At 41.9% G+C, this 21,390-nt stretch carries 17 protein-coding genes; 2 read left to right on the top strand and 15 right to left on the bottom strand.

Going from position 1 to position 21,390, the window contains the following annotated elements:
- Positions 1–48: 48 nt before the first annotated feature.
- From AWH02_RS05145 to AWH02_RS05100, 10 genes are all read right to left on the bottom strand, one after another.
- Positions 49–1,095, bottom strand: coding sequence for a 2,3-butanediol dehydrogenase (locus AWH02_RS05145; RefSeq protein ID WP_048778240.1), 1,047 nt, complete (start codon positions 1,093–1,095; stop codon positions 49–51).
- A 231-nt stretch (positions 1,096–1,326) separates the two neighbouring features.
- Positions 1,327–1,620 (bottom strand): hypothetical protein, encoded by a 294-nt coding sequence (locus AWH02_RS05140; protein ID WP_045772866.1) that lies wholly within the window; start codon positions 1,618–1,620, stop codon positions 1,327–1,329.
- 92 nt (positions 1,621–1,712) lie between these two features.
- Positions 1,713–3,146 carry an Asp-tRNA(Asn)/Glu-tRNA(Gln) amidotransferase subunit GatB gene (gene gatB / locus AWH02_RS05135; RefSeq protein ID WP_060553037.1) on the bottom strand — a complete coding sequence of 478 codons (1,434 nt, stop codon included), beginning with the start codon at positions 3,144–3,146 and terminating at the stop codon, positions 1,713–1,715.
- Positions 3,146–4,612 (bottom strand): Asp-tRNA(Asn)/Glu-tRNA(Gln) amidotransferase subunit GatA, encoded by a 1,467-nt coding sequence (gene gatA / locus AWH02_RS05130; RefSeq protein WP_046165064.1) that lies wholly within the window; start codon positions 4,610–4,612, stop codon positions 3,146–3,148. Before gatA ends, gatB begins: the two co-directional genes overlap by 1 nt.
- Positions 4,612–4,914, bottom strand: a complete 303-nt coding sequence (gene gatC, locus AWH02_RS05125) for an Asp-tRNA(Asn)/Glu-tRNA(Gln) amidotransferase subunit GatC (RefSeq protein ID WP_005591696.1) — start codon at positions 4,912–4,914, stop codon at positions 4,612–4,614. Before gatC ends, gatA begins: the two co-directional genes overlap by 1 nt.
- A gap of 202 nt (positions 4,915–5,116) precedes the next feature.
- Positions 5,117–6,853, bottom strand: coding sequence for an aspartate--tRNA ligase (gene aspS / locus AWH02_RS05120; protein ID WP_060553038.1), 1,737 nt, complete (start codon positions 6,851–6,853; stop codon positions 5,117–5,119).
- A gap of 401 nt (positions 6,854–7,254) precedes the next feature.
- Entirely contained in the window at positions 7,255–7,812 is a 558-nt protein-coding gene (locus AWH02_RS05115; RefSeq protein WP_045505674.1) for a cysteine hydrolase family protein, read from the bottom strand.
- Positions 7,812–8,600 (bottom strand): GTP-sensing pleiotropic transcriptional regulator CodY, encoded by a 789-nt coding sequence (gene codY, locus AWH02_RS05110; protein WP_060553039.1) that lies wholly within the window; start codon positions 8,598–8,600, stop codon positions 7,812–7,814. Before codY ends, AWH02_RS05115 begins: the two co-directional genes overlap by 1 nt.
- A 282-nt stretch (positions 8,601–8,882) precedes the next feature.
- A complete protein-coding gene (locus AWH02_RS05105; protein WP_060553040.1) occupies positions 8,883–11,543 on the bottom strand; it encodes an SEC10/PgrA surface exclusion domain-containing protein in 2,661 nt (886 codons plus the stop codon).
- 376 nt (positions 11,544–11,919) lie between these two features.
- The gene (locus AWH02_RS05100) at positions 11,920–13,134 is read right to left on the bottom strand and encodes a pyridoxal phosphate-dependent aminotransferase (protein ID WP_008808439.1); all 1,215 of its coding nucleotides are present in this window, start codon (positions 13,132–13,134) and stop codon (positions 11,920–11,922) included.
- 390 nt (positions 13,135–13,524) lie between these two features.
- Between AWH02_RS05100 and AWH02_RS05095 the strand changes: the two genes are divergently transcribed.
- On the top strand, positions 13,525–13,977 hold the full coding sequence (locus AWH02_RS05095; RefSeq protein WP_011999938.1) for a universal stress protein: 453 nt from the start codon (positions 13,525–13,527) through the stop codon (positions 13,975–13,977).
- Between the two features lie 36 nt (positions 13,978–14,013).
- On the opposite strand, the gene AWH02_RS05090 is transcribed toward AWH02_RS05095, so the two are convergent.
- A complete protein-coding gene (locus AWH02_RS05090) occupies positions 14,014–15,405 on the bottom strand; it encodes a Cof-type HAD-IIB family hydrolase (RefSeq protein ID WP_060553041.1) in 1,392 nt (463 codons plus the stop codon).
- Positions 15,406–15,468: 63 nt separating this feature from the next.
- On the opposite strand from AWH02_RS05090, the gene AWH02_RS05085 reads away from it, so the two are divergent.
- Complete coding sequence (locus tag AWH02_RS05085) at positions 15,469–16,431, top strand: asparaginase (protein ID WP_060553042.1); 963 nt, start codon at positions 15,469–15,471, stop codon at positions 16,429–16,431.
- A gap of 251 nt (positions 16,432–16,682) precedes the next feature.
- On the opposite strand, the gene recG is transcribed toward AWH02_RS05085, so the two are convergent.
- The 4 genes from recG to AWH02_RS05065 form a co-directional block, all read right to left on the bottom strand.
- Positions 16,683–18,698 (bottom strand): ATP-dependent DNA helicase RecG, encoded by a 2,016-nt coding sequence (gene recG / locus AWH02_RS05080; RefSeq protein WP_060553043.1) that lies wholly within the window; start codon positions 18,696–18,698, stop codon positions 16,683–16,685.
- A gap of 71 nt (positions 18,699–18,769) precedes the next feature.
- The gene (gene alr, locus AWH02_RS05075; protein WP_060553044.1) at positions 18,770–19,876 is read right to left on the bottom strand and encodes an alanine racemase; all 1,107 of its coding nucleotides are present in this window, start codon (positions 19,874–19,876) and stop codon (positions 18,770–18,772) included.
- Positions 19,866–20,228 carry a holo-ACP synthase gene (gene acpS, locus AWH02_RS05070; protein ID WP_045506039.1) on the bottom strand — a complete coding sequence of 121 codons (363 nt, stop codon included), beginning with the start codon at positions 20,226–20,228 and terminating at the stop codon, positions 19,866–19,868. The genes alr and acpS overlap by 11 nt, the downstream gene beginning before the upstream one ends.
- A 115-nt stretch (positions 20,229–20,343) precedes the next feature.
- Positions 20,344–21,375, bottom strand: coding sequence for a 3-deoxy-7-phosphoheptulonate synthase (locus AWH02_RS05065; RefSeq protein WP_060553045.1), 1,032 nt, complete (start codon positions 21,373–21,375; stop codon positions 20,344–20,346).
- Positions 21,376–21,390 lie beyond the last annotated feature (15 nt).

The following is a 21,390-nucleotide window of genomic DNA, read 5'->3' as shown; positions in this document are numbered from 1 at the left end:
AAAATCAGCCAATTTTGACTGATTTTCATATCATAGTTAAGCAAAATTTTATTCAGGAGACACCAAAATCTTGATCTGCGCCTTGTCCTGAGTCAGCTCAATAAAGCCTTCTTGCACAATATCCTCCAGCTTAATCTTCTTGGTCACAAGCTTGTCAGCCGAGAAATAACCCTGCTCCATCAGTTCCAGCACTTTAGGGAAAATATGCCGATAGGCGATGATACCCTTGAGTGATTTTTCTTGAATGGCAAATTCATTTGGATTAATGCTGGCTTCTCGCTCCCAAATAGAAACAACCATACATTCTCCAGCCTTGTGGACAGAAGCCAAAGCTTGTCCCAGCACAACTGGCACCCCAGTTACTTCATAAGACACATCTGCTCCACCACCCGTTAAACGCTGGATAGCAGCTACCACGTCTTCGCCTTCTTCTGGTCGCACAATGATGGCCCCAAGCTCCTCTGCTTTTGCTTGGCGCTCTGGAGATAACTCGACACCATAAATCTTAGAGGCACCGGCCGCCCGCAAAGCCTCTACAATCAAGAGTCCGATTGGTCCCAAACCAAATACAACCGCTGTATCGCCCGTCTTAAGAGCTGACTGACGAACTGCATAAACTGCCACAGCAGCAGGCTCTGTCAAGGCTGCCTGCTCATAGCTAAGACTGTCTGGAACTTTGTGAACAATGTCTCCATCCAAAACACAATATTTGGCAAAACCACCATCAGCCGCCAAACCGACAAAGTTTAGATTAGGGTCCAAATTATAATCACCGACAAGATTATGCTTAGCTAAAATAGGCTCAACTGTTACCCGATCGCCAACTTTGACCCGTGTTACATCACTTCCAACCTCAACAATTTCCCCAGCAAACTCATGTCCCAAGGTTACAGGCGCTTTCTGTCCAGAGTAGACATGCTCTGTTTCTGTCGGAATAAAAATTGGTCCATCCAAGTATTCATGCAAGTCAGTACCACAGATTCCTGTAAACTTGACCGCAATCTTGACCTGATGAGGTTTGACTTCCGGTACATCCACCTCTTCAATGCGAACATCTTTAGCGCCATACCAACGAGCAGCTTTCATTTTTGCCATAAACATACCTCGCTTTATAAATTATTAGCTAAATTGTAAGCCTTTTCATTTTTCTTGTCAAATGATTAACACAATCTCAGAAAAAAAGTTTTAATTTTAAAAATTTGATACTTCTAATCATATCACTTTATTTGTTATAACCATAGAAGAGACAAAAAATCAGTCACTTTTGACTGATTTTTCTATAGTTTAGAAAATCTTAAATACCGCTCCTGCTGCAATTTGGGAATATTAACCCTCTATTTCAAGAAGTAAATAAGGTAAGCCTAAGATAGTCCCAAGAATTCCTAGCATAACACGAATTCCAGAAGCTTTAACAAGTACCTTTTGGCCATTTTTTACTTGAATTTTATGAGACTTCATAAAACTTTGTCCAACCTGTAGCTCAATACTGTCTCCCTCAAATGACAGAGTTTTGCTTTCATTATTTGAAAGTTTATCTACAAGTTCACCATTAAGATATACCGCTACTTTTTGAGCAACACCAACCATACCCGTATCACGCGTAATTGTAATTTCCGACATAACTAACTCCTTTAATTTTTATCTATTCTATCATATCTGATATTTCAAGAAAAAGCAAAAAACCAGCCTCACGACTGGTTTTCTACTTATTTCTATAGTTTTTCCAACTCTTCATTGAGCAGTTTTTGTGCTACTTGCGGGTTGGCTTGGCCCTTGGTTGCTTTCATGAGCTGACCGATCAAGGACTTGGCTGCATTCTTATTACCGCCCTTATAGTCATTGATGGCTTTTTCGTTGTTAGCAAATACTTCTTGGATGATTGGCAGAAGCTGGGCAGGGTCTGAGATTTGAATCAGACCAGCTTTTTGCACATATTCCTTGGCAGAGCCACCATTTTTAGCTAGATGGACAAAGACCTTCTTAGCAATCTTAGAGGAAATCGTTCCGTCAGAAATCAGAGCAATCATTTCAGTCAGGTTCTCAGGCGTCAGCTCAATTTCAGAGATGGTCTTTCCTTCGGCATTGAGGTATTGAGCCACATCTCCTTGGAGCCAGTTAGAGATAGCCTTGGCGTCACCGCCTGCCGCAACAGCTGCTTCAAAGAAGTCTGACACAGCCTTAGTCGCTGTCAACTGCTTAGCATCGTAGTCAGACAGACCGTAGTCTCCCACATACTTAGCCCGGCGATCTTTTGGAAAGGCTGGCAGACTGCTGCGCACTTGCTCAATCCAAGCATCCTCAATCTCAAAGATAGGCAGATCAGGCTCTGGGAAGTAACGGTAGTCCGCTGAACCTTCCTTGACCCGCATGAGTAGGGTTTCGCCAGTTGCTTCGTCATAACGACGGGTTTCCTGACGGATTTGACCGCCACTGCGTAGGATTTCAGCCTGGCGTTTTTCCTCAAATGCTAGACCCTTACGGACAAAGTTGAAGGAGTTAAGGTTTTTCAGCTCAGTCTTGGTACCAAATTCTTCCTGACCGAAAGGACGGATAGAAATATTGGCGTCGACCCGCATGGAACCCTCTTCCATCTTAACATCAGAAATGCCCGTGTACTGGATGATTTCCTTGAGGGCAGTCAGATAGGCATAAGCTTCTTCTGGACTGCGCATATCCGCTTCAGACACAATCTCAATCAGTGGTACTCCTTGGCGGTTGAGGTCCACATAAGAGTAGCCATCGCTGCCGTGGGTATTCTTTCCGGCATCTTCTTCCAAGTGGGCCCGCTCGATACGGATTTTCTTGGTCGTGCCATCTTCTAGCTCAATCTCAATCCAGCCATTGTAGCCAATCGGCTCATCAAACTGAGAAATTTGATAGGCTTTTGGATTGTCCGGGTAGAAGTAATTCTTGCGGTCAAAGTGCATCTTCTGGTGAATATCCATGTTCAAGGCCAGAGCAGCCTTGATACCATAGTCAATGACCCCCTTGTTCATAACTGGTAGAACACCTGGGAAGGACCAGTCAATGATATTGGTGTTGGCATTAGGATCTTCACCGAAGTGAGCTGGAGCTGGTGAGAAAATCTTTGAATTGGTCTTCAATTCAACATGGACTTCCAGTCCGATAACTGTTTCAAAGTTCATTATTTTTCACCTCCAAAGATAACTGGCTGCTGTTTGTGGTAGTCAGTCGTCGCTTCAAATGCTGCGGCTGCTTGATAGATAGTCGCTTCATCAAAGTGGTTACCAATCAACTGCAAGCCGACAGGAAGACCGTCTGCAAAACCAGCTGGAATTGAAATGCCCGGTAGGCCAGCCAGATTGACTGGAATGGTCAAAAGGTCAGCCAAATACATGGCCACTGGATCTTGGTTTTGACTACCCAAATCATATGCAACAGTTGGTGCAGTTGGACCTAAGATCAAGTCATATTTTTCAAATACCTTAGCAAAATCTTGCATAATCAAGGTCCGAACCTGACCAGCTTTCTTGAAGTAAGCATCGTAGTAACCAGATGACAAGCTGAAAGTACCCAGCATGATCCGACGTTTCACCTCTTCACCAAAGCCTTCGCTACGAGATTTGACATAGACATCTTCTAGATTTTCAATGCCTTCTGCGCGGTAGCCATAGCGAATACCGTCAAAACGTTGCAGGTTAGAGCTGGCTTCAGAGGAAGCAATGATATAGTAAACAGCCACACCGTACTTGCTATGAGGCAGGCTAACTTCTTCAACGATAGCTCCCAAGCTTTCCAAGTGCTTCGCAGCTGCTAAAATCGTTTCCTTAACCTTGCTGTCAATTCCCTCACCCATGTATTCCTTAGGCAGGGCAATCTTCATTCCCTTGATGTCTTGGCCAATCTTGCTGGTAAAGTCTGGCACTGCTTCTTGTGATGATGTAGAATCCTTAGGATCATTACCAGAAATAACATTCAGAAGCTGTGCATTTTCCTTAACCGTTTGAGAGAAAGGCCCAATCTGGTCTAAAGAAGATCCAAAAGCAATGAGACCAAAACGAGAAACTCGTCCGTAGGTTGGCTTGAGGCCGACTACACCGTTAAAGGATGCAGGCTGGCGAATAGAACCACCCGTATCAGACCCCAGTGATAGACGAACCTGACCAGAGGCAACAGCTGTCGCTGAACCACCAGATGATCCACCAGGAACCTTGCTGCTGTCCCAAGCATTCTTAGTCGTCTTAAAGTAGGAGTTTTCGCTGGAACCACCCATGGCAAACTCATCCATGTTGGTCTTCCCAACGATAATCATATCCTTACCATAGAGCTTCTCTACGCTGGTCGCATCGAAAATCGGCTTATAGTTGTAGAGCATTTTAGAGGCAGCCGTCGTCAAAATCCCCTTGGTTGAGATATTGTCCTTAACTGCCAGCGGAATCCCGCTCATGAGATTGTCAGCATCAATACCCTTGGCATCTAGAGCCGCAGCCTGAGCCAAAGCTTCCTCTTCGCTAACAGTAATGAAGCTGTCTACAGCTCCTTCACGTTCTTTAATATCCGCCAAAGTTGCCTGAGTTAACTCTACCGCAGAAATTTCTTTCTTGACCAGCAAATCATGCAACTCTTCAATAGTCTTGTGATTAAAAGTCATTAGGCATCTCCTCCGTCATCTAGGATGGCAGGCACTTTGATGTAGCCCCGCTCTTTTTCAGGCACATTTTGGAAAAGCTCTTCCCGATTCCAGCCTGGCTGAGCCACATCTTCTCGCATATAGTTGATATTGGCAGCTACATTAGAAGTGAAAGGCACACCCTCTGTATCTACTTCATTGAGCAATTCGACCATGTCGACAATCTTAGACAAGGTCGTTGCAAACTCAGCTGTTTCTTCTGGTGAGAAAGCCAACTTTGACAGCTTAGCTACATGACTTACTTCTTCTTGAGTAATCTTCATCTCTGATTCCTTTCATAGAATATGTGAGTTTTAGCTACTGAAAATAAGAATTTGAGATGAGTTCTTTATTTCCAGAGCTTAGCTCACGTTTGATTTGATAAGCTAGAGGACACCGATTTTTTAGCATCCACTAGCTCTTTTCTTGGGCTTATTCCTGCTATTCTTCAGGAATTCGCATCATTTCATTTTACCATATTTGGCTCTATTTCTTCAATTCCAAATGCAATTCTTTTACCTGTCTTTGGTCAACTAGACTTGGACTTTCCAGCATTGGGTCAAAGCCAGTACCATTTTTTGGAAAGGCGATGACCTGACGGATATTTTGCTCTCCAGTCAAAATCATAACTAAACGATCCAAGCCCAATGCTAGTCCACCATGTGGCGGGAATCCGTATTCCAAGGCTTCCAGGAAGAAACCAAAGTCCCGTTCATAGTCTTCTCGGCTCATACCTAAAAGCTCAAACATAGCTTCCTGAGCCTTCCGATCATGAATCCGCAGACTTCCTCCGCCAATCTCATAGCCGTTCAAGACGATGTCATAAGCATGACTACGGAATTGACCTGGCTCCTGTCCATCTTCAAAAATTCCCTGTGTGAAAGGATGGTGCATAGCTTGATAGCGGTTTTGATCTTCATTCCACTCCAGCAGTGGCCAATCTACAACCCAGAGGAAATGAAGCAGACTCGGATCAATCAAGTCTAAAGCTTTTGCGACTTCTAGACGAAGATGTCCCAAGGCTTCCTGAGCTCGACGCTTCTTGGCCATGACTAGCAGGATGAGATCTCCATCCTTGGCCTCAAAACGTGTCAGTAACTCCTGACTTTCAGCTTCAAAGGTGCTAGCCAAATCCCCAACTAACTGGCCATTTTCAACCTTGAGGCTGGCAAAACGGCTACAACCAAATTCCTTCATTTCCTGATAGTAGTGACTTAGTTGCTTTTTGCTAAAAGCACTAGCCGCATCTGGCACACAGATTCCCATCACTTCCTCTTGGTTATCCAAGGCTTTCTTGATAAGAAGCGATTCATTTGCTTGGCACAAATCCGTCAAATTCTTCAGCTCTAAACCAAAGCGTGTATCTGGCTTATCAGAGCCGAAACGACTCATAGCCTCTTCATAGCTGATAGTCGGAAAAGCTTCTGTCAACTCTAAACCATGAGTTTTCTTGACAACAGCCTTGAGCATAGCTTCAACCAGAGCTCGGATTTCTTCCTCGCTGGCAAAACTCAACTCCAAATCCACCTGGGTAAACTCTGGCTGACGATCGCCTCGCAAGTCTTCGTCACGGAAGCATCGAACAATCTGATAATAGCGCTCAAGGCCAGCTCCCATCAGTAACTGCTTGAGCATCTGCGGGCTCTGTGGCAAGGCGTAAAATTGATTTTTAAAGATCCGACTAGGAACTAAGAAGTCTCTAGCACCTTCAGGAGTTGACTTAGTCAGATAAGGCGTCTCCACTTCCAAAAAGTCCAAACCATTCAAATATTCTCGAATAGTTGAGGTGACCTGATGACGAACTTTAAGGTTATGTGTCATCTTCTCACGGCGCAAGTCCAGGTAGCGGTATTTCTGACGCAGGTCTTCCCCTGTATGGGCATGCTGATCTAGCTCAAAAGGCAGGGCCTTGCTACTAGCAATGACTTCAATCTTTTCAGCCCTCAGCTCTATCTGACCAGACTTAATGGCCTTATTAACAAAACGCTCTTCACGCTGAACTACTTGTCCAGTCACTGCAATAAGATCTTCCTTGCCGATTTCTTCCAACTTAGCAAAATCTTCAATTTCACCGCTAACAAAAACCTGAAGCAAGCCCTCACGGTCCCTCAACTCAATAAAGGCCAGCTTACCGTGATTGCGGATATTGGCCACCCAGCCTTGTGCTGTCATAGTCTGTCCGACTTGCTCTAAACCATAGTTTCCGATAAAAATTTCTTTCATCTCTTCCTCTTTCTTTATACTCTCATTTGGTGAAAATTTCTTTTTCTATATTCTTGATTTCCCATACCAATAGCCCACCAAATCATTATAGAAATCCATTGCCGGCTTCCTTGTTGGTTGATCAAAAAGCCTTGGATAGAACTTCGTTGTCTATTTTGAATGAAATCTTAGAGATATAGAAAAAACCACCGCTTCCTCTGCAAAACAGACGAAAACCGTGGTACCACTGTTATTTGCCACCAAAAAAGGTAGCCTCTAAGCTCGTAACGTGAGCAACGTTTGCGCTTTATCACGCAAAAGATTATGAAACATGTTCTTCGAATTTTGCTTTCTTGGCGCTGCTCTCAGCTTCCAGCGCTCTCTGTGCAAGTTAGCAAACCTACTCTGTTTCTCTTTTACTTTTAAATTGTTTCTATTATAGTCGAACCCAGTACATTTTGCAAGTGATTAAGGGCAAATTTGTGATTTTCCTCTGAAATCGAAGCCACAGCAGGTTCCACCACTTGGATATGGTAGCCTAAATTATAGGCATCAATTGCCGTATGCATAACGCAAATATCCGTCAAGACTCCTGTCAAAATGACTGTATCTACATGTCTTTCTCTCAGGCGAATATCTAAATCCGTCCCAGAAAAAGCAGAATAGTGGCGCTTATCCATCCAAAAGACCCGAGGATCTCCTTTATGTTTCTCATAGAAATCTGCCAAAGGTCCATATAAGTTTCGACCACTAGTTCCCTTGATATTGTGGGGAGGGAAAAGCTTACTTTCAGGATGAAAGGCATCGTTCTCATCGTGGGCATCAATAGTAAAAAAGATATAATCCCCACGCTCAAAGGCTGCCTCAGTTACCTGGGCAATTGCTTCAGAAATTGCCTGAGCAGGCGCTCCGGCTGTCAACTTTCCCTCGTCTGCCACGAAATCAACTGTATAATCAATGGAAATTAGCGCTTTTGCCATCAGTAGTCCCTCTTTTTAATTTCCTCAAAAACATCTGGAATCAACACTTTCAGATAGGTCCCCTTCATTCCCAAAGAACGACTCTCAATGATCCCAGCACTCTCTAACTTACGCAATGCATTGACAATCACCGAACGGGTAATTCCAATACGGTCAGCAATGACAGAAGCTGTCAAGTGGCCTTCATTCCCATTTAGCTCTCCTAGGATAGCTGAAACAGCCCGTAATTCTGAATAAGACAAAGTATTTACTGCCATTGTCACTGCTGTACGACGACGGATATTCTTTTCATCTTCTTCTCTTTGGAAATTCAATAACTGAATGCCCACAACGGTACTTGAAATTTCAACTAAGACCAAATCATCATTATCAAATTTTTTGTCATTTCGCCAAATAATCAAAGACCCCAAACGAATACCTGAAACATGAATAGGTGCAATAGTTGTCAAACCATCTGGAAAATCCGACTGTGTCTCAACCGGAAAGATGGATAATTCATGCTCAACTGGCAAATTAGCTTCTGTATCGTAAATTAAATTAGCAGAACGAATATAATCATCCGGGAACATTTTAGTTTGGTAGAAGGCCTCTACACGGTCATTATTTGTTTTGTAGCGCATAAAGTAACCCAACAAACGCCCCTTGCTATTAACAATACAAGCATTACAGTCCATAATTTCTGCCAACTGTCTTGTAATGTCATTGTATGGCAACTCTTCTTGAAGTTGCTCTTCAGAGCGCTTCAAAATAGATGTAATTTTTCTTGTTTTTTCTAATAAATGTGCCATAAGCCACCTCGTATTTAGTCCGATTGATTATATCATAAATTGACAGAAATTTCAATAATTATCTGAAAATTGCCTATTGAATAATAATTCTTTACAATTTATCCCAAAAACGATTTTAGTTCCTTCAAAACCAAGATTTTTTTGAAAATAGTGCGAGGTCCTGATTTATATTTATAAGAATTTCAACGCTTCTTTTTATAAAAAAAGGAAGCTAGGATTTTATCTTACCCTAACTTCCGGCCTATTATCTTGTTTGCTATATCTATAGCTTTTTCAAAAAATCTAGTTTTTACTCTCTTTTTTATGCTTCCAGACCAGCAATGCAAAACCAGATACCAAAGCGAGAATTCCGCTCATCATCGCCCAGACAGAAAGTCTGCTTCCAGTATTTGGCAATTTTGAAGAGCCTACAGATGCCTGCATAGAATGATTTTCACCAGGGTCTGATGACATCGATGACACTCTGCTAGCATGCGCTTTGCGAGTAGCAACTTCTTTAACGATCGGCTCCTCTTTCGTTTTCACTAGCGAATCTGGGCTAGATTCTTGCGTCTGCATTTCCACGCTTGGATTAGACTGGACAGGGGCATTCAAGCGCTTCTCTGTCTGATCCAAAATATTTCGATAGTGATCATCGCGTTTTTGTTTCTCTTGAGCTTGGATTTGAGCAGCTAAACGGTTATAGAGTTTCTCTGCTTTGGCCTGAGCAGCTTTCAGCTCTGATAGAGTCTGCTGTTTAGCTGATAGATCGCTAGTCTTATCAGCTAAATCATTCTCAGCCGCTGCCAGATTGGCTTGAGCTTGTTCCAGATTCGTTTGAGCATCCTGCAGGTTTGCTAAATTCTTTTGGGCTTGATCCAAAGCAGTCTGAGCTTGAGCAACTACCGCTTGGGCAGCATCACGCTTGGTTCGAGCTTGATCCAAAGCCTGATTGGCCTGAGCCAACATTTTTTCTTCTTGAGCTAGTCTATCTCTGGCTACAGCTTGGGCGGCCTGAGCAGCCGACAAAGTCTCTTGAGCTTTTGAGAGGGCAGCTGCCTTATCTGCCTGATCCGAATTCGCAAGATTCAGAGCCTCTTGAGCCCTAGATAATTTTTCTTGATTCTTTTCTAATTCCTGTTTAGCACTTGCCAGGGCGGCTTGGGCAGTTGCAAGCTCCATAGGCGCTTGCTTGGCTTCATCTAATTGTTTCTGCGCTGCCTGCACCGCAGTCACAGCCTGGTCATAAGCATCTTGAGCTGCTGTCTTTTCTGCTTGTGCTTGATCATGAGCGCTTTTAGCTTGATCATAGGCAGCCTGAGCCTGGGCCAAAGCTTGCGGATCACTAGGAGTAGAATTTCCACTGGCTGTTAAAGGTGTAGCATCAAAGTTATTTTTTGTCGCATATTTAACTTGATCTTCAGAAACCATAGTGAAATGGGCTACCGTGATATCGCTCTCCATTGAGAAATCAACGCCTAGATAATTTTTCTGGCTTCCTGTATTAAGACCAGAAATTGATTTGGCATGGACCCATTCATAGCCATTATACATAAATTCAACAAGAGAGAAGTAGATGTCTCGCTTCATATCTGCCACGCTCATCTGAGCTGTATTAGCTCGCCAGATATAGGCATTTTCGTAGTATTGAAGCCCTTGTTGCTCTTGCTCAGAAGTGGTCGTGACCAATCCATATTCACGAGCCACCCGATTTATCCCCCAAGTATCATGGTGATAGCGATTCATCAAATCCCAGTTCCAATTGTCATTTCTGTATGCTTGGGAAACCTTGTCAGCAAACTCTAAAGATGATGGCGTTAGTAAGGTTTCACCTGTTCCCATTTGAGCACGCAATTGGTTAATTAATTCTGAAGCAAACTGTGACAACTCTCTACGAACCTCATAAGGAATATTATTGGTATCATACATTTTAGTGCTATCATTCGGATCTGCTATGTAGTTATTGTAAGACTTGGCCTTATCGTTAACTGCTGTCAACCTTGCTTCAATCTGACTGATTTGAGATTGTGGTGTATTTGGATCAGCCAACTGTTTCAATGCGGCAATATATTCCGGCGTCATGTAAAGCCTGTTTTTATTGTTAGAAACAGAAGGTTTAAGGCTGTCATTTTCAGTAGCCTGGGCTGCTTCCAAATTTGCCTGAGCTTGACTGAGCTTAGCTTGAGCTTCAGTTTCCTGAGAACTTGCTTTATCCAAAGTTTGTTTAGCCTTTTCAGCATCAGAGTCTGCCTGAGCTTTATTTGAAGCAGCCTGATTAATTTTTTCTTGACGCTGACTATCTGATTGCTCAGCCTTGTTCACTTCCTCTTGTGCCTTATTGACTGCAGCCTGACTATTGGCTACATCTGCTTTTGCTTGTTCAAGATTTGCAGAAACTTCTGCACTCGATCCTGCTTGATTTTTTTGGGCCTGTTCCAAATCAGCTTGAGCCTGACTAACCTTTTCGTCTTCTTTTTTCAGAGCTTCTTTAGCCTCTTGAGTTTTTTGAGCTTGAGAGTTTGCCTGATTCTGACTTTTATCCAGTTCAGTTTGACTTGCTTGAGCTACTTTTTCTGCTTCCTTCACGGCTTCCGTTTGATTAGCTACAGCCTCTCTTGCCGCTTCTTTAGTAGCAGAAGATGCTTGAGTCCCTTCTTCAGCAGTTTTAACTGCCTCTTTTGCCAGCTCAGCATTCGCTTTGGCAGTTTCTACGGATTTTTCCGCTTCCTTGACCGCTGCTTCCTCTTCTTTGACCTGCTCATTCTTTTGATCTAAGCTGTCTTTAGCAGCATCAACTTCAGCCTTATTAACTGCTGAAACATCTTGGGTATTTGTCCCTTGATCAGTCGTATCTTCTGGCGCAGGCTTGCCTTCTGTCACTTGATCTGCTTTGGCCTCTTTGACAAAGAGCAAAGACAAAGCAAGGGCCCCAACAGAAAATGCACTCAGCATTTTTTTAAACATAAAAACTCTCCTTTGTGTTTAAATCTTTTCATCATTAGTAAAATAATGATGGAATTATTCTACCATCTTTAGATTTGACAGAAAAGTGGGGATGAGGTTCATTTGGACTTCAAACAAGAGAATCGAAAATTTTGTCATTAAAATGTTACATAAAAAATATATGAAAACTTGATAAAAACAAACATAATTTCCACTCCCATTTTTTTAGATCTGCTTTTATGTCATTTATTTCATTTTTTTAACAATTTTAAAATTAGAACTATTTAACTTAAAAAGTTAATTTAGAAACCATCTGATACAGTAATTTAGCCTTATTCCATTTAAACAACAAAAAAAGAAGAACATTTCATTCTTCTTTTCACTTTTATTAACTTAATTAGCGCCGGTATTGTTGCAAGAAACGAGTCATTTTTTCTTGCACTTGGGCCAATTCATCCACACGTGGCAAATATACAATCCGGAAATGATCAGGATCCTTCCAATTGAAGCCACGCCCATGAACTAGCAGAATTTTTTCTTGTTTTAAGAAATTTAAAACAAACTGCTCATCATCATCGATCTCATACATTTCGCGGTCAATCTTAGGAAAAATGTATAGACCTGCCTTAGGCTTGACTGCAGAAAGACCTGGGATGTCATTGATAGCTTTATAAATGAAGTTACGCTGTTCGTAGATACGACCGCCCGGCAACAATAGCTCGTCCACAGACTGATGCCCTCCCAATGAAGTTTGAACCACCTGTTGGGAAAGAACATTAGAACAGAGCCGCATATTAGACAACATATTTAGTCCTTCAATATAGCCTTGAACATGCTTCTTAGGACCTGACAACGCCATCCAGCCAACCCGGAAGCCAGCAATGCGGTGAGATTTTGACAAACCATTCATGCTGACACAGAACAAATCGGGCGCTAGGCTTGCAATAGCTGTATGCTTCTCACCGTCCATAACCAAACGGTCATAGATCTCGTCTGCGAAGATAATCAAATCATTCTGACGGGCAACTTCAACAATGTCTTCTAACACTTCCTTCGGATACAGGGCTCCTGTTGGGTTATTTGGATTAATAACGACAATAGCTTTTGTGTTTGAAGTGATTTTTGATTTAATGTCATCAATATCTGGATACCAATCTGCTTCTTCATCACAAAGATAATGAACTGCATTTCCCCCAGCTAGACTTACTGCCGCTGTCCACAATGGATAATCCGGCATAGGAACCAGAACTTCATCTCCATTGTCCAGCAAGCCCTGCATAGACATCACAATCAGCTCACTGACACCATTTCCGAGGTAAATGTCTTCAATTCCAACGTTAGGAATATTTTTGAGCTGGCAATATTGCATAATAGCCTTCCGAGCCGAAAACAATCCCTTAGAATCAGAATAGCCTTCACTACTACGAGCATTAATAATCAAGTCATGAATGACTTCATCTGGAGCAGTAAAGCCAAACTCAGCTGGATTTCCAGTATTTAAACGCAAAATCCGTTCACCATTCGCTCTCATGCGCATAGCTTCTTCAAGGACTGGTCCACGAATATCATATGCTACATGCTCTAGTTTGACAGATTTATTGTATTCTTTCATTTTGAACTCCTCGTTTCAATCAATCGTCTTATTATAACTCAATTTTTCTCAAAAATCCAAAAAATATCACAAAAATATTGAAAGAAAAATTGATTAGGAACTTCCTGTAAAGGGAGCTCTTCACCCTTCATTAAGCCATTTGATCCTTGATTTCTTTTCATTCTTTAACGAGAATTTCTGCCCTTCTTACCGAAAATTGCTTTACTTCTTTCATGAAAAGGTTTACAATATAAATATAAGAGAATTTTCAGCAAGGATTGGAACTCTTAAAACAATCTTCATATTTTATGAGATAGAATTCAAGTTGAAAGCCAGGTTTTTCTTATCCATCGTTTTCAACAGGTTCCAAAACTGCTGAAACTTTCTTAGCATCTTTATGGAGGTAGGCTTATGTTACAAAAATATGAAAATATTCTAGTTGCAATTGACGGTTCCCGTGAAGCAGAATTGGCATTTGAAAAAGGAGTCAATGTTGCGCTTAGAAACAAATCTCGCTTAACCATTGCTCATGTTATTGATACTCGCGCTCTTCAAAGTGTATCAACATTTGATGCTGAAGTATATGAAGAACTGCAGGAAGATGCAAAGAAATTAGTCGCAGGCTATGAAAAGAAAGCTCGTGAGGCTGGTGTTGGTGATGTTGTTACTGTAGTTGAACTGGGAAATCCTAAAACTTTACTAGCAACAGAAATTCCAGATGAACAAAAGGTTGACTTAATCATGGTTGGAGCAACAGGGCTCAATGCTTTCGAGCGTTTATTGGTCGGTTCTTCATCTGAGTATATCCTACGCCATGCTAAAGTTGACTTACTCGTTGTCCGTGATAGCGAAAAAACCTTATAGACATTTTGTTTTAGATATAAAAAAACTGAGATAATCTCAGTTTTTTTCTTTGGAGCCACAATTTTTCTCGTAGGCTTTTATCTGTCTTTCTAATTCTTCTTTAATGGCTGGTTCTGGCGCATATTTTTCTTCCCAATCATCCGGCTTTAAAATTTTATGAGTTACCGGATCAAAATGGGCTTTTCCGTCAGGGAAAATTTTACCCATATTGGCTTGATGGACAATTGTGAAAAGGCGTTCTGGATCTACCCCCATTAAAACAAAGCTTCCATAAGTAAAGTAGAGTGTGTCAATCAAGGCATCTACTTGACCAACTAAAGAAATTTCTGCCGGACTCTTTCCCTTAACCTTAGTAGCAGCCTTATCTAAGGCTTCATGCATATGAACAACAGCTTCTTCAAACTCTTCTTCTGACCTACTTGAAGCACGCAAAAATTCCACTAGTTCCTCTAGTTTAAAGGCTGCCCGGTGTCGAGCTCCCTCAGGCGTCCATGCGATTGGTTCTTCCTGGGTCTTCTTATCCATGACTCCATGAAATTCTTTAACCTTATTAAAATGATGGTCACTACTAGTAAAGACTTTCTCGCTTGCCAAAATCCCAAAATGCTCCAAAGCTTTATGAATCCCATCTTGACTATTGCTAGTCGTTGTATGCTTGGCCACTTCTTTAACCTTACTGGTTCCATTTCCCATTGCAATCGACATGCCTACTCCCGACAACATTTCAAGATCATTGTCTGAATCGCCGAAAGCCATCACTTGGTTAATATCAAAGCCATATTCTTTTCCTACACGCGCAATACCCTGCAACTTTGAGGTATCCCCATTGATGATGTCTGCCGCATAGGGACTAGAACGAGTAAACTTCAAATCTGGGAAATATTCCTCCATAGCCTGAGTTTCTTCAGGTGTAGCCAACATCACCACTTGATAAATGGGCTCTCGCGAAATATCCAACAGATCGTCTTTTTGTTGTGGAAGAGCTTTACTAACAACCCTGTTAAAGCCATGACTAATATAACGTGCAAAACCTTTAGGCACAAAGCGGCTACTCCACTGAGAGAATTTGCTCATGCCAAAGCGCATAATATGACTGCCAACTATATCTGTTTCTGTTCCAAGAGCAATTTCCTTTTTATGCTTTTTGGCATAATCAATGATTTCTCGAAGACTAGACTTATCAATAGGGGTCGCAGAAATAACCTTTTCCTTTGAAAATATATACTGGCCATTATAGGTAACTGCAAAATCCAAATCCAAATCTTTCATGAAAGATTGAACGAAAAAGGGACCTCTTCCTGTGGCCAAACCGACAAAAATACCTTGTTCTTTCAGACTCTGAATAGCCTGCTCTGTTGATTTGAGGACAGTTCGGCTGTCATTGACCAGAGTACCATCAATATCGAAAAAAACAGCTTTTACTTCCATACTTCTTATTCTTTCCTTTTATGATAAAATAAATTATAACACAATTTGGAAAGAAGCTCATCTATGAACAAAAAAATATTGGTATTGCATACTGGTGGCACCATTTCTATGCAGGCTGATGGAACTGGTAAAGTCGTAACAAACGACGAAAATCCTATGAATCATGTTACCGTCCCCTTGGAAGGTATCCAAGTTACGGCTCTCGATTTTTTTAATATCCCTAGCCCCCATATGACACCAGAACATATGCTTCAACTCTATAAAAAAATCAAAACCTCTTCTAAGGATTTTGATGGAGTCGTCATTACCCACGGGACCGATACCCTTGAAGAAACAGCATATTTCCTAGACACTATGGAAATCCCTGACATCCCAGTCGTCCTTACAGGTGCAATGCGTAGTTCAAATGAGCTAGGTAGCGACGGAGTCTATAATTACCTTTCAGCTTTACGTGTAGCTGCTGACCAGAAAGCTCACGGTAAGGGCGTCTTAGTCGTTATGAATGATGAAGTTCACGCTGCCAAATACGTTACCAAGACTCATACCACAAATGTCAGCACCTTCCAAACTCCAACCCACGGTCCCCTTGGACTTATCATGAAACAAGAGGTTCTATATTTTAAAACAGCTGAGCCACGTGTTCGTTTTGACTTAGACAAGATCACCGGCTGTGTCCCTATTATCCCTGCCTACGCTGGCATGAAGACTGAATTACTAGATATGCTTGATTATAGTCAGCTAGATGGTTTGATTATTGAGGCTTTTGGAGCAGGTAACCTGCCTCAGGAAGTCGCTGAAAAATTAACCTTTTTCATTAATCAAGGAATCCCTGTTGCCTTGGTTTCTCGTTGCTTTAACGGTATTGCTGAACCTGTCTATGCCTATCCTGGTGGTGGGGTACAACTTCACGAATCCGGTGTCTATTTCATCAAAGAACTAAATGCACCTAAGGCCCGTCTTAAACTCCTCATTGCTCTCAATGCAGGACTCTCAGGCCAAGAACTAAAAGAGTATATTGAAGGATAAACAAAAAACCAGTCAAGATCAAAAATCTTGGCTGGTTTACTATTTTTCATCAGGATTTTGAAAGGAGGGATAATGAAAAATAGATGTTCTACCTACTTACCGTAAGTAGAAAAAATCTTTTCCGGATCCTTGAAAACTTTTTTATAATCTACGTGAATATTTACTGTCATGATCAATACCTCTTTTCTTTTGATTGACTTTATTATAGGCAGTAAAACTTAAGTCATTCTTATAAAAAACTTTCAAAAAGCTTAATCCAAATAATCTTGCTTATCCAAATGAAGAGCCACTAGATGCCAGTTAGGATCCCTCCGCCAATCTTTATTCTGCACAATTTGGCTAGCTACCTTTCTAGCTTCTTCCAAGATAGGGTAGTCCTCTACGATATCAGCCACTTGAAATTCCGGAATACCGGACTGACGAGTTCCAAAAATCTCTCCTGAACCACGCATTTTTAAATCTTCCTCAGCAAGTACAAAGCCATCTGTTGTCTCCGTCATGATTTTCATACGTTTCTTTCCAGATTCAGTCTTAGGATTCGCGACAAGAATCGCATAGGATTGCTTATCACCACGCCCCACTCGTCCTCGCAATTGATGCAACTGACTGAGACCAAAACGATCGGCATCCATGATGACCATAATCGTTGCATTAGGCACATTAACACCCACTTCAATGACCGTTGTAGACACTAAAATATCTACCTCTTTATTCTTGAAGGCCTGCATAATAGCCTCTTTTTCGTCACTCTTCATCTTACCATGAAGGAGAGAAACTCGGGCATCTCCCCCAAAGTAAGCTTGCAATTCTTCTTCTAAGTCAATAGCATTTTTTAGATCCAAAGCTTCTGATTCCTCAATCAAAGGAGAAATAAAATAAACCTGAGCTCCCTTTACTAATTCTTTTTTTATCCAATCGAGTACGACCTCGAGTTGCTCATGCTTGACCCAACGGGTAATAATGGGCTTTCGTCCCGCTGGCATTTGATCAATAATGGACACATCCATATCCCCAAAAGCCGTAATGGCCAAAGTTCTGGGAATGGGGGTAGCAGTCATCATGAGAACATCAGGATTGTCTCCTTTTTCTCGTAAGATACGACGCTGAGCAACCCCAAAGCGATGCTGTTCATCTACGATAACCAGTCCTAGACGATGGTATTGAACGCCATCTTGGATCAAAGCATGGGTCCCAATTACCATATCTACCTGACCAAGCTCTATAGCCAGCAAAGTCTCTTTACGCTCAGCTGCTTTCATACTACCGGTTAACAAGGCTAGTTTTAAATCAGGAAAGAGCTGACTGAGGCTTTCAAAATGCTGCTCTGCCAAAATTTCAGTAGGCACCATCAAAGCTGACTGATAACCTGCTGTATGTACAGCATACATGGCTAATCCCGCCACTACTGTCTTCCCACTTCCAACATCTCCCTGTAAGAGTCGATTCATGTGGGCTGGCGACTTTAAATCAGACAAAATTTCAGCCAAAGCCCTCTCCTGAGCTCCTGTCAGAGGAAAAGGTAGCTGACTTTTTTTCTCTTGTAGCTGCTCTTCCTGCCAAGCAAGGGCCAGACCATTGCTGACATCCTTCGTCTCCATTTTAAGCACCTGAAGCTGCATTTGGAAATAGAACAATTCTTCGAATTTTACACGACGTAGCGCCTGTTTGTATTCTGCCAAATCTTTTGGGAAATGCATGGCCCTCACTGCTTCTGCTCGAGATAGCAACTGGTAGCGTTCCAACAAGACCTGGGGTAAATTTTCTTCAATCAGTAAGTCCAAGCCTTGGTCAAAAGCTGTTTTAATTAATTTAATCAGGCTTGTCTGGCTAATCCCCTGAGCCACCCGATACACTGGCTGCAAATCGTCTTCGACCTGAGCCAAGAGCTTCATCCCAGTCAAGCTAGCTTTAGCCTTATCCCACTTTCCAAAAACAGCAATATTTGCCCCCACTTCAACCTTATCCGCCAAATAAGGCTGGTTAAAGAAATTAACAGCTAGAATGACTTCCCCTTGCTTGATTGAAAAACGGAGACGATTGCGTTTAAACCCGTAATACTGAACATTTGCTGGTGTCGCAACTATACCAGAAATGACGGCCTTTTCTCCATCCTCTAGATCAAGCACCTGCTTGCTCTGAAAATCTTCATAGCGAAAAGGAAAATACAGTAATAAATCCTGCAAGGTCTCAATACCAAGCTTTGCAAACTTTTCTGCTGATTTCGGTCCTACTCCCGGCAGAACCGATAAAGGTTGGTGTAAATTCATAGTTCCTCTTTCAGTTCTAGCATCAAATGGCTTTCTCTAACTACATATTTCATCAAGGAGACTTAAACTAATTAATTCTTGTAAATTCTTGGTACCCGATCACTAATCAAACAAACTACTTCATAGTTAATCGTTCCTCGTTTCTCAGCAACATCAGTCGCTGAGATACTTTCTGTTCCGCTCTTACCAATGAAAACAACTGGTGTACCTAAAGGATATTTCTCCGGCAAGCGAACTGTAATCTGGTCCATGGATACTCGACCAACTATTGGGCAACGTTGACCATTAATGAGAACGTCAAAACCTTGCATATCCCTAGTCCAGCCATCTGCATAACCCAGTGGAATTGTTCCAATAAATTGTCCTTCATCCGCTGTGTAGGTTGCTCCGTAACCAACATCAGCTCCCGCTTTCACTTCCTTGACATGAACTAATTCTGAAACCAAAGAAAGAGCTGGTTTTATCTCATAAGGCAGTTCCAAAACACTTCCACTAGGATTGAGACCATAAATAATATCTCCCAAACGAACAGCATTCATAACAGTGTCCGCATGCCAAAGAGAAGTAGCTGAGTTACTAGCATGAATAATCGGTGGAAGAGCATCTAATTCCGCTAAGATCCCCTTAAAACAAGCTAACTGCTCTTCAAACTTACTAGCATCTGCCTCATCAGCTGTTGCAAAGTGAGTAAAGATTCCTTCTACCTGAACACCAGCCGACTGGAGACGATTAATGGCCTCTTGAAGAGGCTGGCTATCTCTAAAGCCAATCCGGCCCATACCAGAATCCACTTTCAGGTGAACAACCAAACCTTGCAAAGATAAGCTTGAAGCCTCCAGCAAATCCAGCCATTCTAAGCTAGCCACAGTCAATGTAATCTTGTGCTGAATTGCCAGAGGTACTGCCTCTATGGCTGAGACCCCTAAAATTAAGATTTTTTTATCCAGGCCACCCTCTCTTAATTCCAAAGCTTCGTCAATGTTTGAGACACAAAAACCGTCTACAATATCATCAATATAACTTGAAACAGCTACTGCACCATGCCCGTAGGCATTAGCTTTGACGACAGCCCATTTTTCAACATCTTGAGGCAAATGGGCTTTTAATTGCTCAATATTAAAATGAATTGCTGATAAATCAACAAGTGCTTGACTTGGCCTATGTATACTAGTTTTCATCTCTTTCCTCCAAAATAACGCTAGCCATCACTAGGGTACCTGCATGGCTAATAGATACCCAAACCTTCCCAGAAAAAGGGGTCTTCGTAAATACTGGAGCACCTCTTTCATCATTCAAGACTTCTAAATCTTGAAAACTAAGCTTGCCAATTCCTGTTCCCCAAGCTTTGGAAAAAGCCTCTTTAGCTGACCAGCGACCGGCCAAATATTCTATCTTTCGCTTGCCAGAAAGTTCTTCAAAACGAAGCCATTCTTTCTCTGTCAAGACTTTTTTTGCGAAGCGAGCATTTTTTTCATAGGCCCGCTGAATAGAAGATAACTCCTCTATATCAATTCCATGTCCTATAATCATCTTTGTTCTCAGAATGAGACAAAACTCAGCTGGAAATCCAACTGAGCTTGCTGCATTCCGACCAATTGGCGACATTTTCTTTTGCCAAACGGTCCCTTTCATTTCAATAATAGAGTTATTTTTCTAAATGGCTATAAATTTCTCGAATCAACTGTTCAGTCTTGTCCCATCCCAAGCAAGGATCTGTAATGGATTTTCCAAAGACCTCTGGCTGATCTTGTCGGCCATCTTCCAAATACGATTCAATCATAAAGCCACGAACACTCTGCTCAATCTTTTGATTCCAGTCTCGATTTAAGAGAGTCTCGCGAACAATCCGCACTTGCTCTAAATATTGCTTTCCTGAATTGTCATGGTTCGTATCAACCATGATGAAAGGATTGGACAAACCTAACTTTTCATAACCTGCAATCGCTTCAAGAAGATGTTCATAATGATAATTCGGCTCATTCTTTCCATTAGCATGAATTGCGCCACGAAGGATGGCGTGGGCTAGAGGATTTCCTGAAGTCTCCACTTCCTGAGAGCGATAGAGAAAAGTCTGTTTATTTTGTGCGGCGTAAATGGCATTAAACATCACAGATAAATTACCTGAAGTCGGATTTTTCATTCCTGCAGGAGTAGACAAACCTGAAGCAACAAAACGGTGTTGTTGATCTTCAACCGAACGTGCTCCTACTGCCATATAAGAAACCAAATCGTCTACCAGAGATACATTTTCAGGATAGAGCATTTCATCAGCTGTAGTAAGGCCAGTCTCTGTAATAACTCGGTAGTGCAGATGGCGAACTGCCTTAATACCAGCTATTAAATCTGGAGCTCCTGCTGCATCAGGCTGATGAATCAAGCCTTTATAGCCGTCACCATTTGTACGGGGTTTAGCTGTATAAACCCGCATAACTATAAAGATATGTTTTTTTACTTCTTCCTGAAGGGCAGCCAGACGTTTTGCATATTCTAAGACCGCTTCTTCATTATCAGAGGAGCAAGGACCTATGACCAATAAAATCCGCTTGTCTTCTCCTCTGAGAATAGCAGCCAACTCTTGGTCGCGAACTTGCTTCGTTGCCAAAGCTTTTTCATCAAGCTGAGACAAGGTACGAACTTGCTCTACGTCAACAATAGGACCTTTTGTTGTAAATGTCATTCCAACTCCCCCTCA

It is taken from the genome of Streptococcus gordonii (assembly GCF_001553855.1).
In the GTDB taxonomy this organism is placed as follows: Bacteria; Bacillota; Bacilli; order Lactobacillales; family Streptococcaceae; genus Streptococcus; species Streptococcus gordonii.
This window is presented reverse-complemented; position numbering and strand designations above follow the sequence as displayed.

Excerpts from the sequence above, each read along its gene's own strand:
- AWH02_RS05145 (WP_048778240.1), bottom strand. The coding sequence starts at position 1,095 with ATGGCAAAAATGAAAGCTGCTCGTTGGTATGGCGCTAAAGATGTTCGC.
- AWH02_RS05140 (WP_045772866.1), bottom strand. The coding sequence starts at position 1,620 with ATGTCGGAAATTACAATTACGCGTGATACGGGTATGGTTGGTGTTGCT.
- gatB (WP_060553037.1), bottom strand. The coding sequence starts at position 3,146 with ATGAACTTTGAAACAGTTATCGGACTGGAAGTCCATGTTGAATTGAAG.
- gatA (WP_046165064.1), bottom strand. The coding sequence starts at position 4,612 with ATGACTTTTAATCACAAGACTATTGAAGAGTTGCATGATTTGCTGGTC.
- gatC (WP_005591696.1), bottom strand. The coding sequence starts at position 4,914 with ATGAAGATTACTCAAGAAGAAGTAAGTCATGTAGCTAAGCTGTCAAAG.
- aspS (WP_060553038.1), bottom strand. The coding sequence starts at position 6,853 with ATGAAAGAAATTTTTATCGGAAACTATGGTTTAGAGCAAGTCGGACAG.
- AWH02_RS05115 (WP_045505674.1), bottom strand. The coding sequence starts at position 7,812 with ATGGCAAAAGCGCTAATTTCCATTGATTATACAGTTGATTTCGTGGCA.
- codY (WP_060553039.1), bottom strand. The coding sequence starts at position 8,600 with ATGGCACATTTATTAGAAAAAACAAGAAAAATTACATCTATTTTGAAG.
- AWH02_RS05105 (WP_060553040.1), bottom strand. The coding sequence starts at position 11,543 with ATGTTTAAAAAAATGCTGAGTGCATTTTCTGTTGGGGCCCTTGCTTTG.
- AWH02_RS05100 (WP_008808439.1), bottom strand. The coding sequence starts at position 13,134 with ATGAAAGAATACAATAAATCTGTCAAACTAGAGCATGTAGCATATGAT.
- AWH02_RS05095 (WP_011999938.1), top strand. The coding sequence starts at position 13,525 with ATGTTACAAAAATATGAAAATATTCTAGTTGCAATTGACGGTTCCCGT.
- AWH02_RS05090 (WP_060553041.1), bottom strand. The coding sequence starts at position 15,405 with ATGGAAGTAAAAGCTGTTTTTTTCGATATTGATGGTACTCTGGTCAAT.
- AWH02_RS05085 (WP_060553042.1), top strand. The coding sequence starts at position 15,469 with ATGAACAAAAAAATATTGGTATTGCATACTGGTGGCACCATTTCTATG.
- recG (WP_060553043.1), bottom strand. The coding sequence starts at position 18,698 with ATGAATTTACACCAACCTTTATCGGTTCTGCCGGGAGTAGGACCGAAA.
- alr (WP_060553044.1), bottom strand. The coding sequence starts at position 19,876 with ATGAAAACTAGTATACATAGGCCAAGTCAAGCACTTGTTGATTTATCA.
- acpS (WP_045506039.1), bottom strand. The coding sequence starts at position 20,228 with ATGATTATAGGACATGGAATTGATATAGAGGAGTTATCTTCTATTCAG.
- AWH02_RS05065 (WP_060553045.1), bottom strand. The coding sequence starts at position 21,375 with ATGACATTTACAACAAAAGGTCCTATTGTTGACGTAGAGCAAGTTCGT.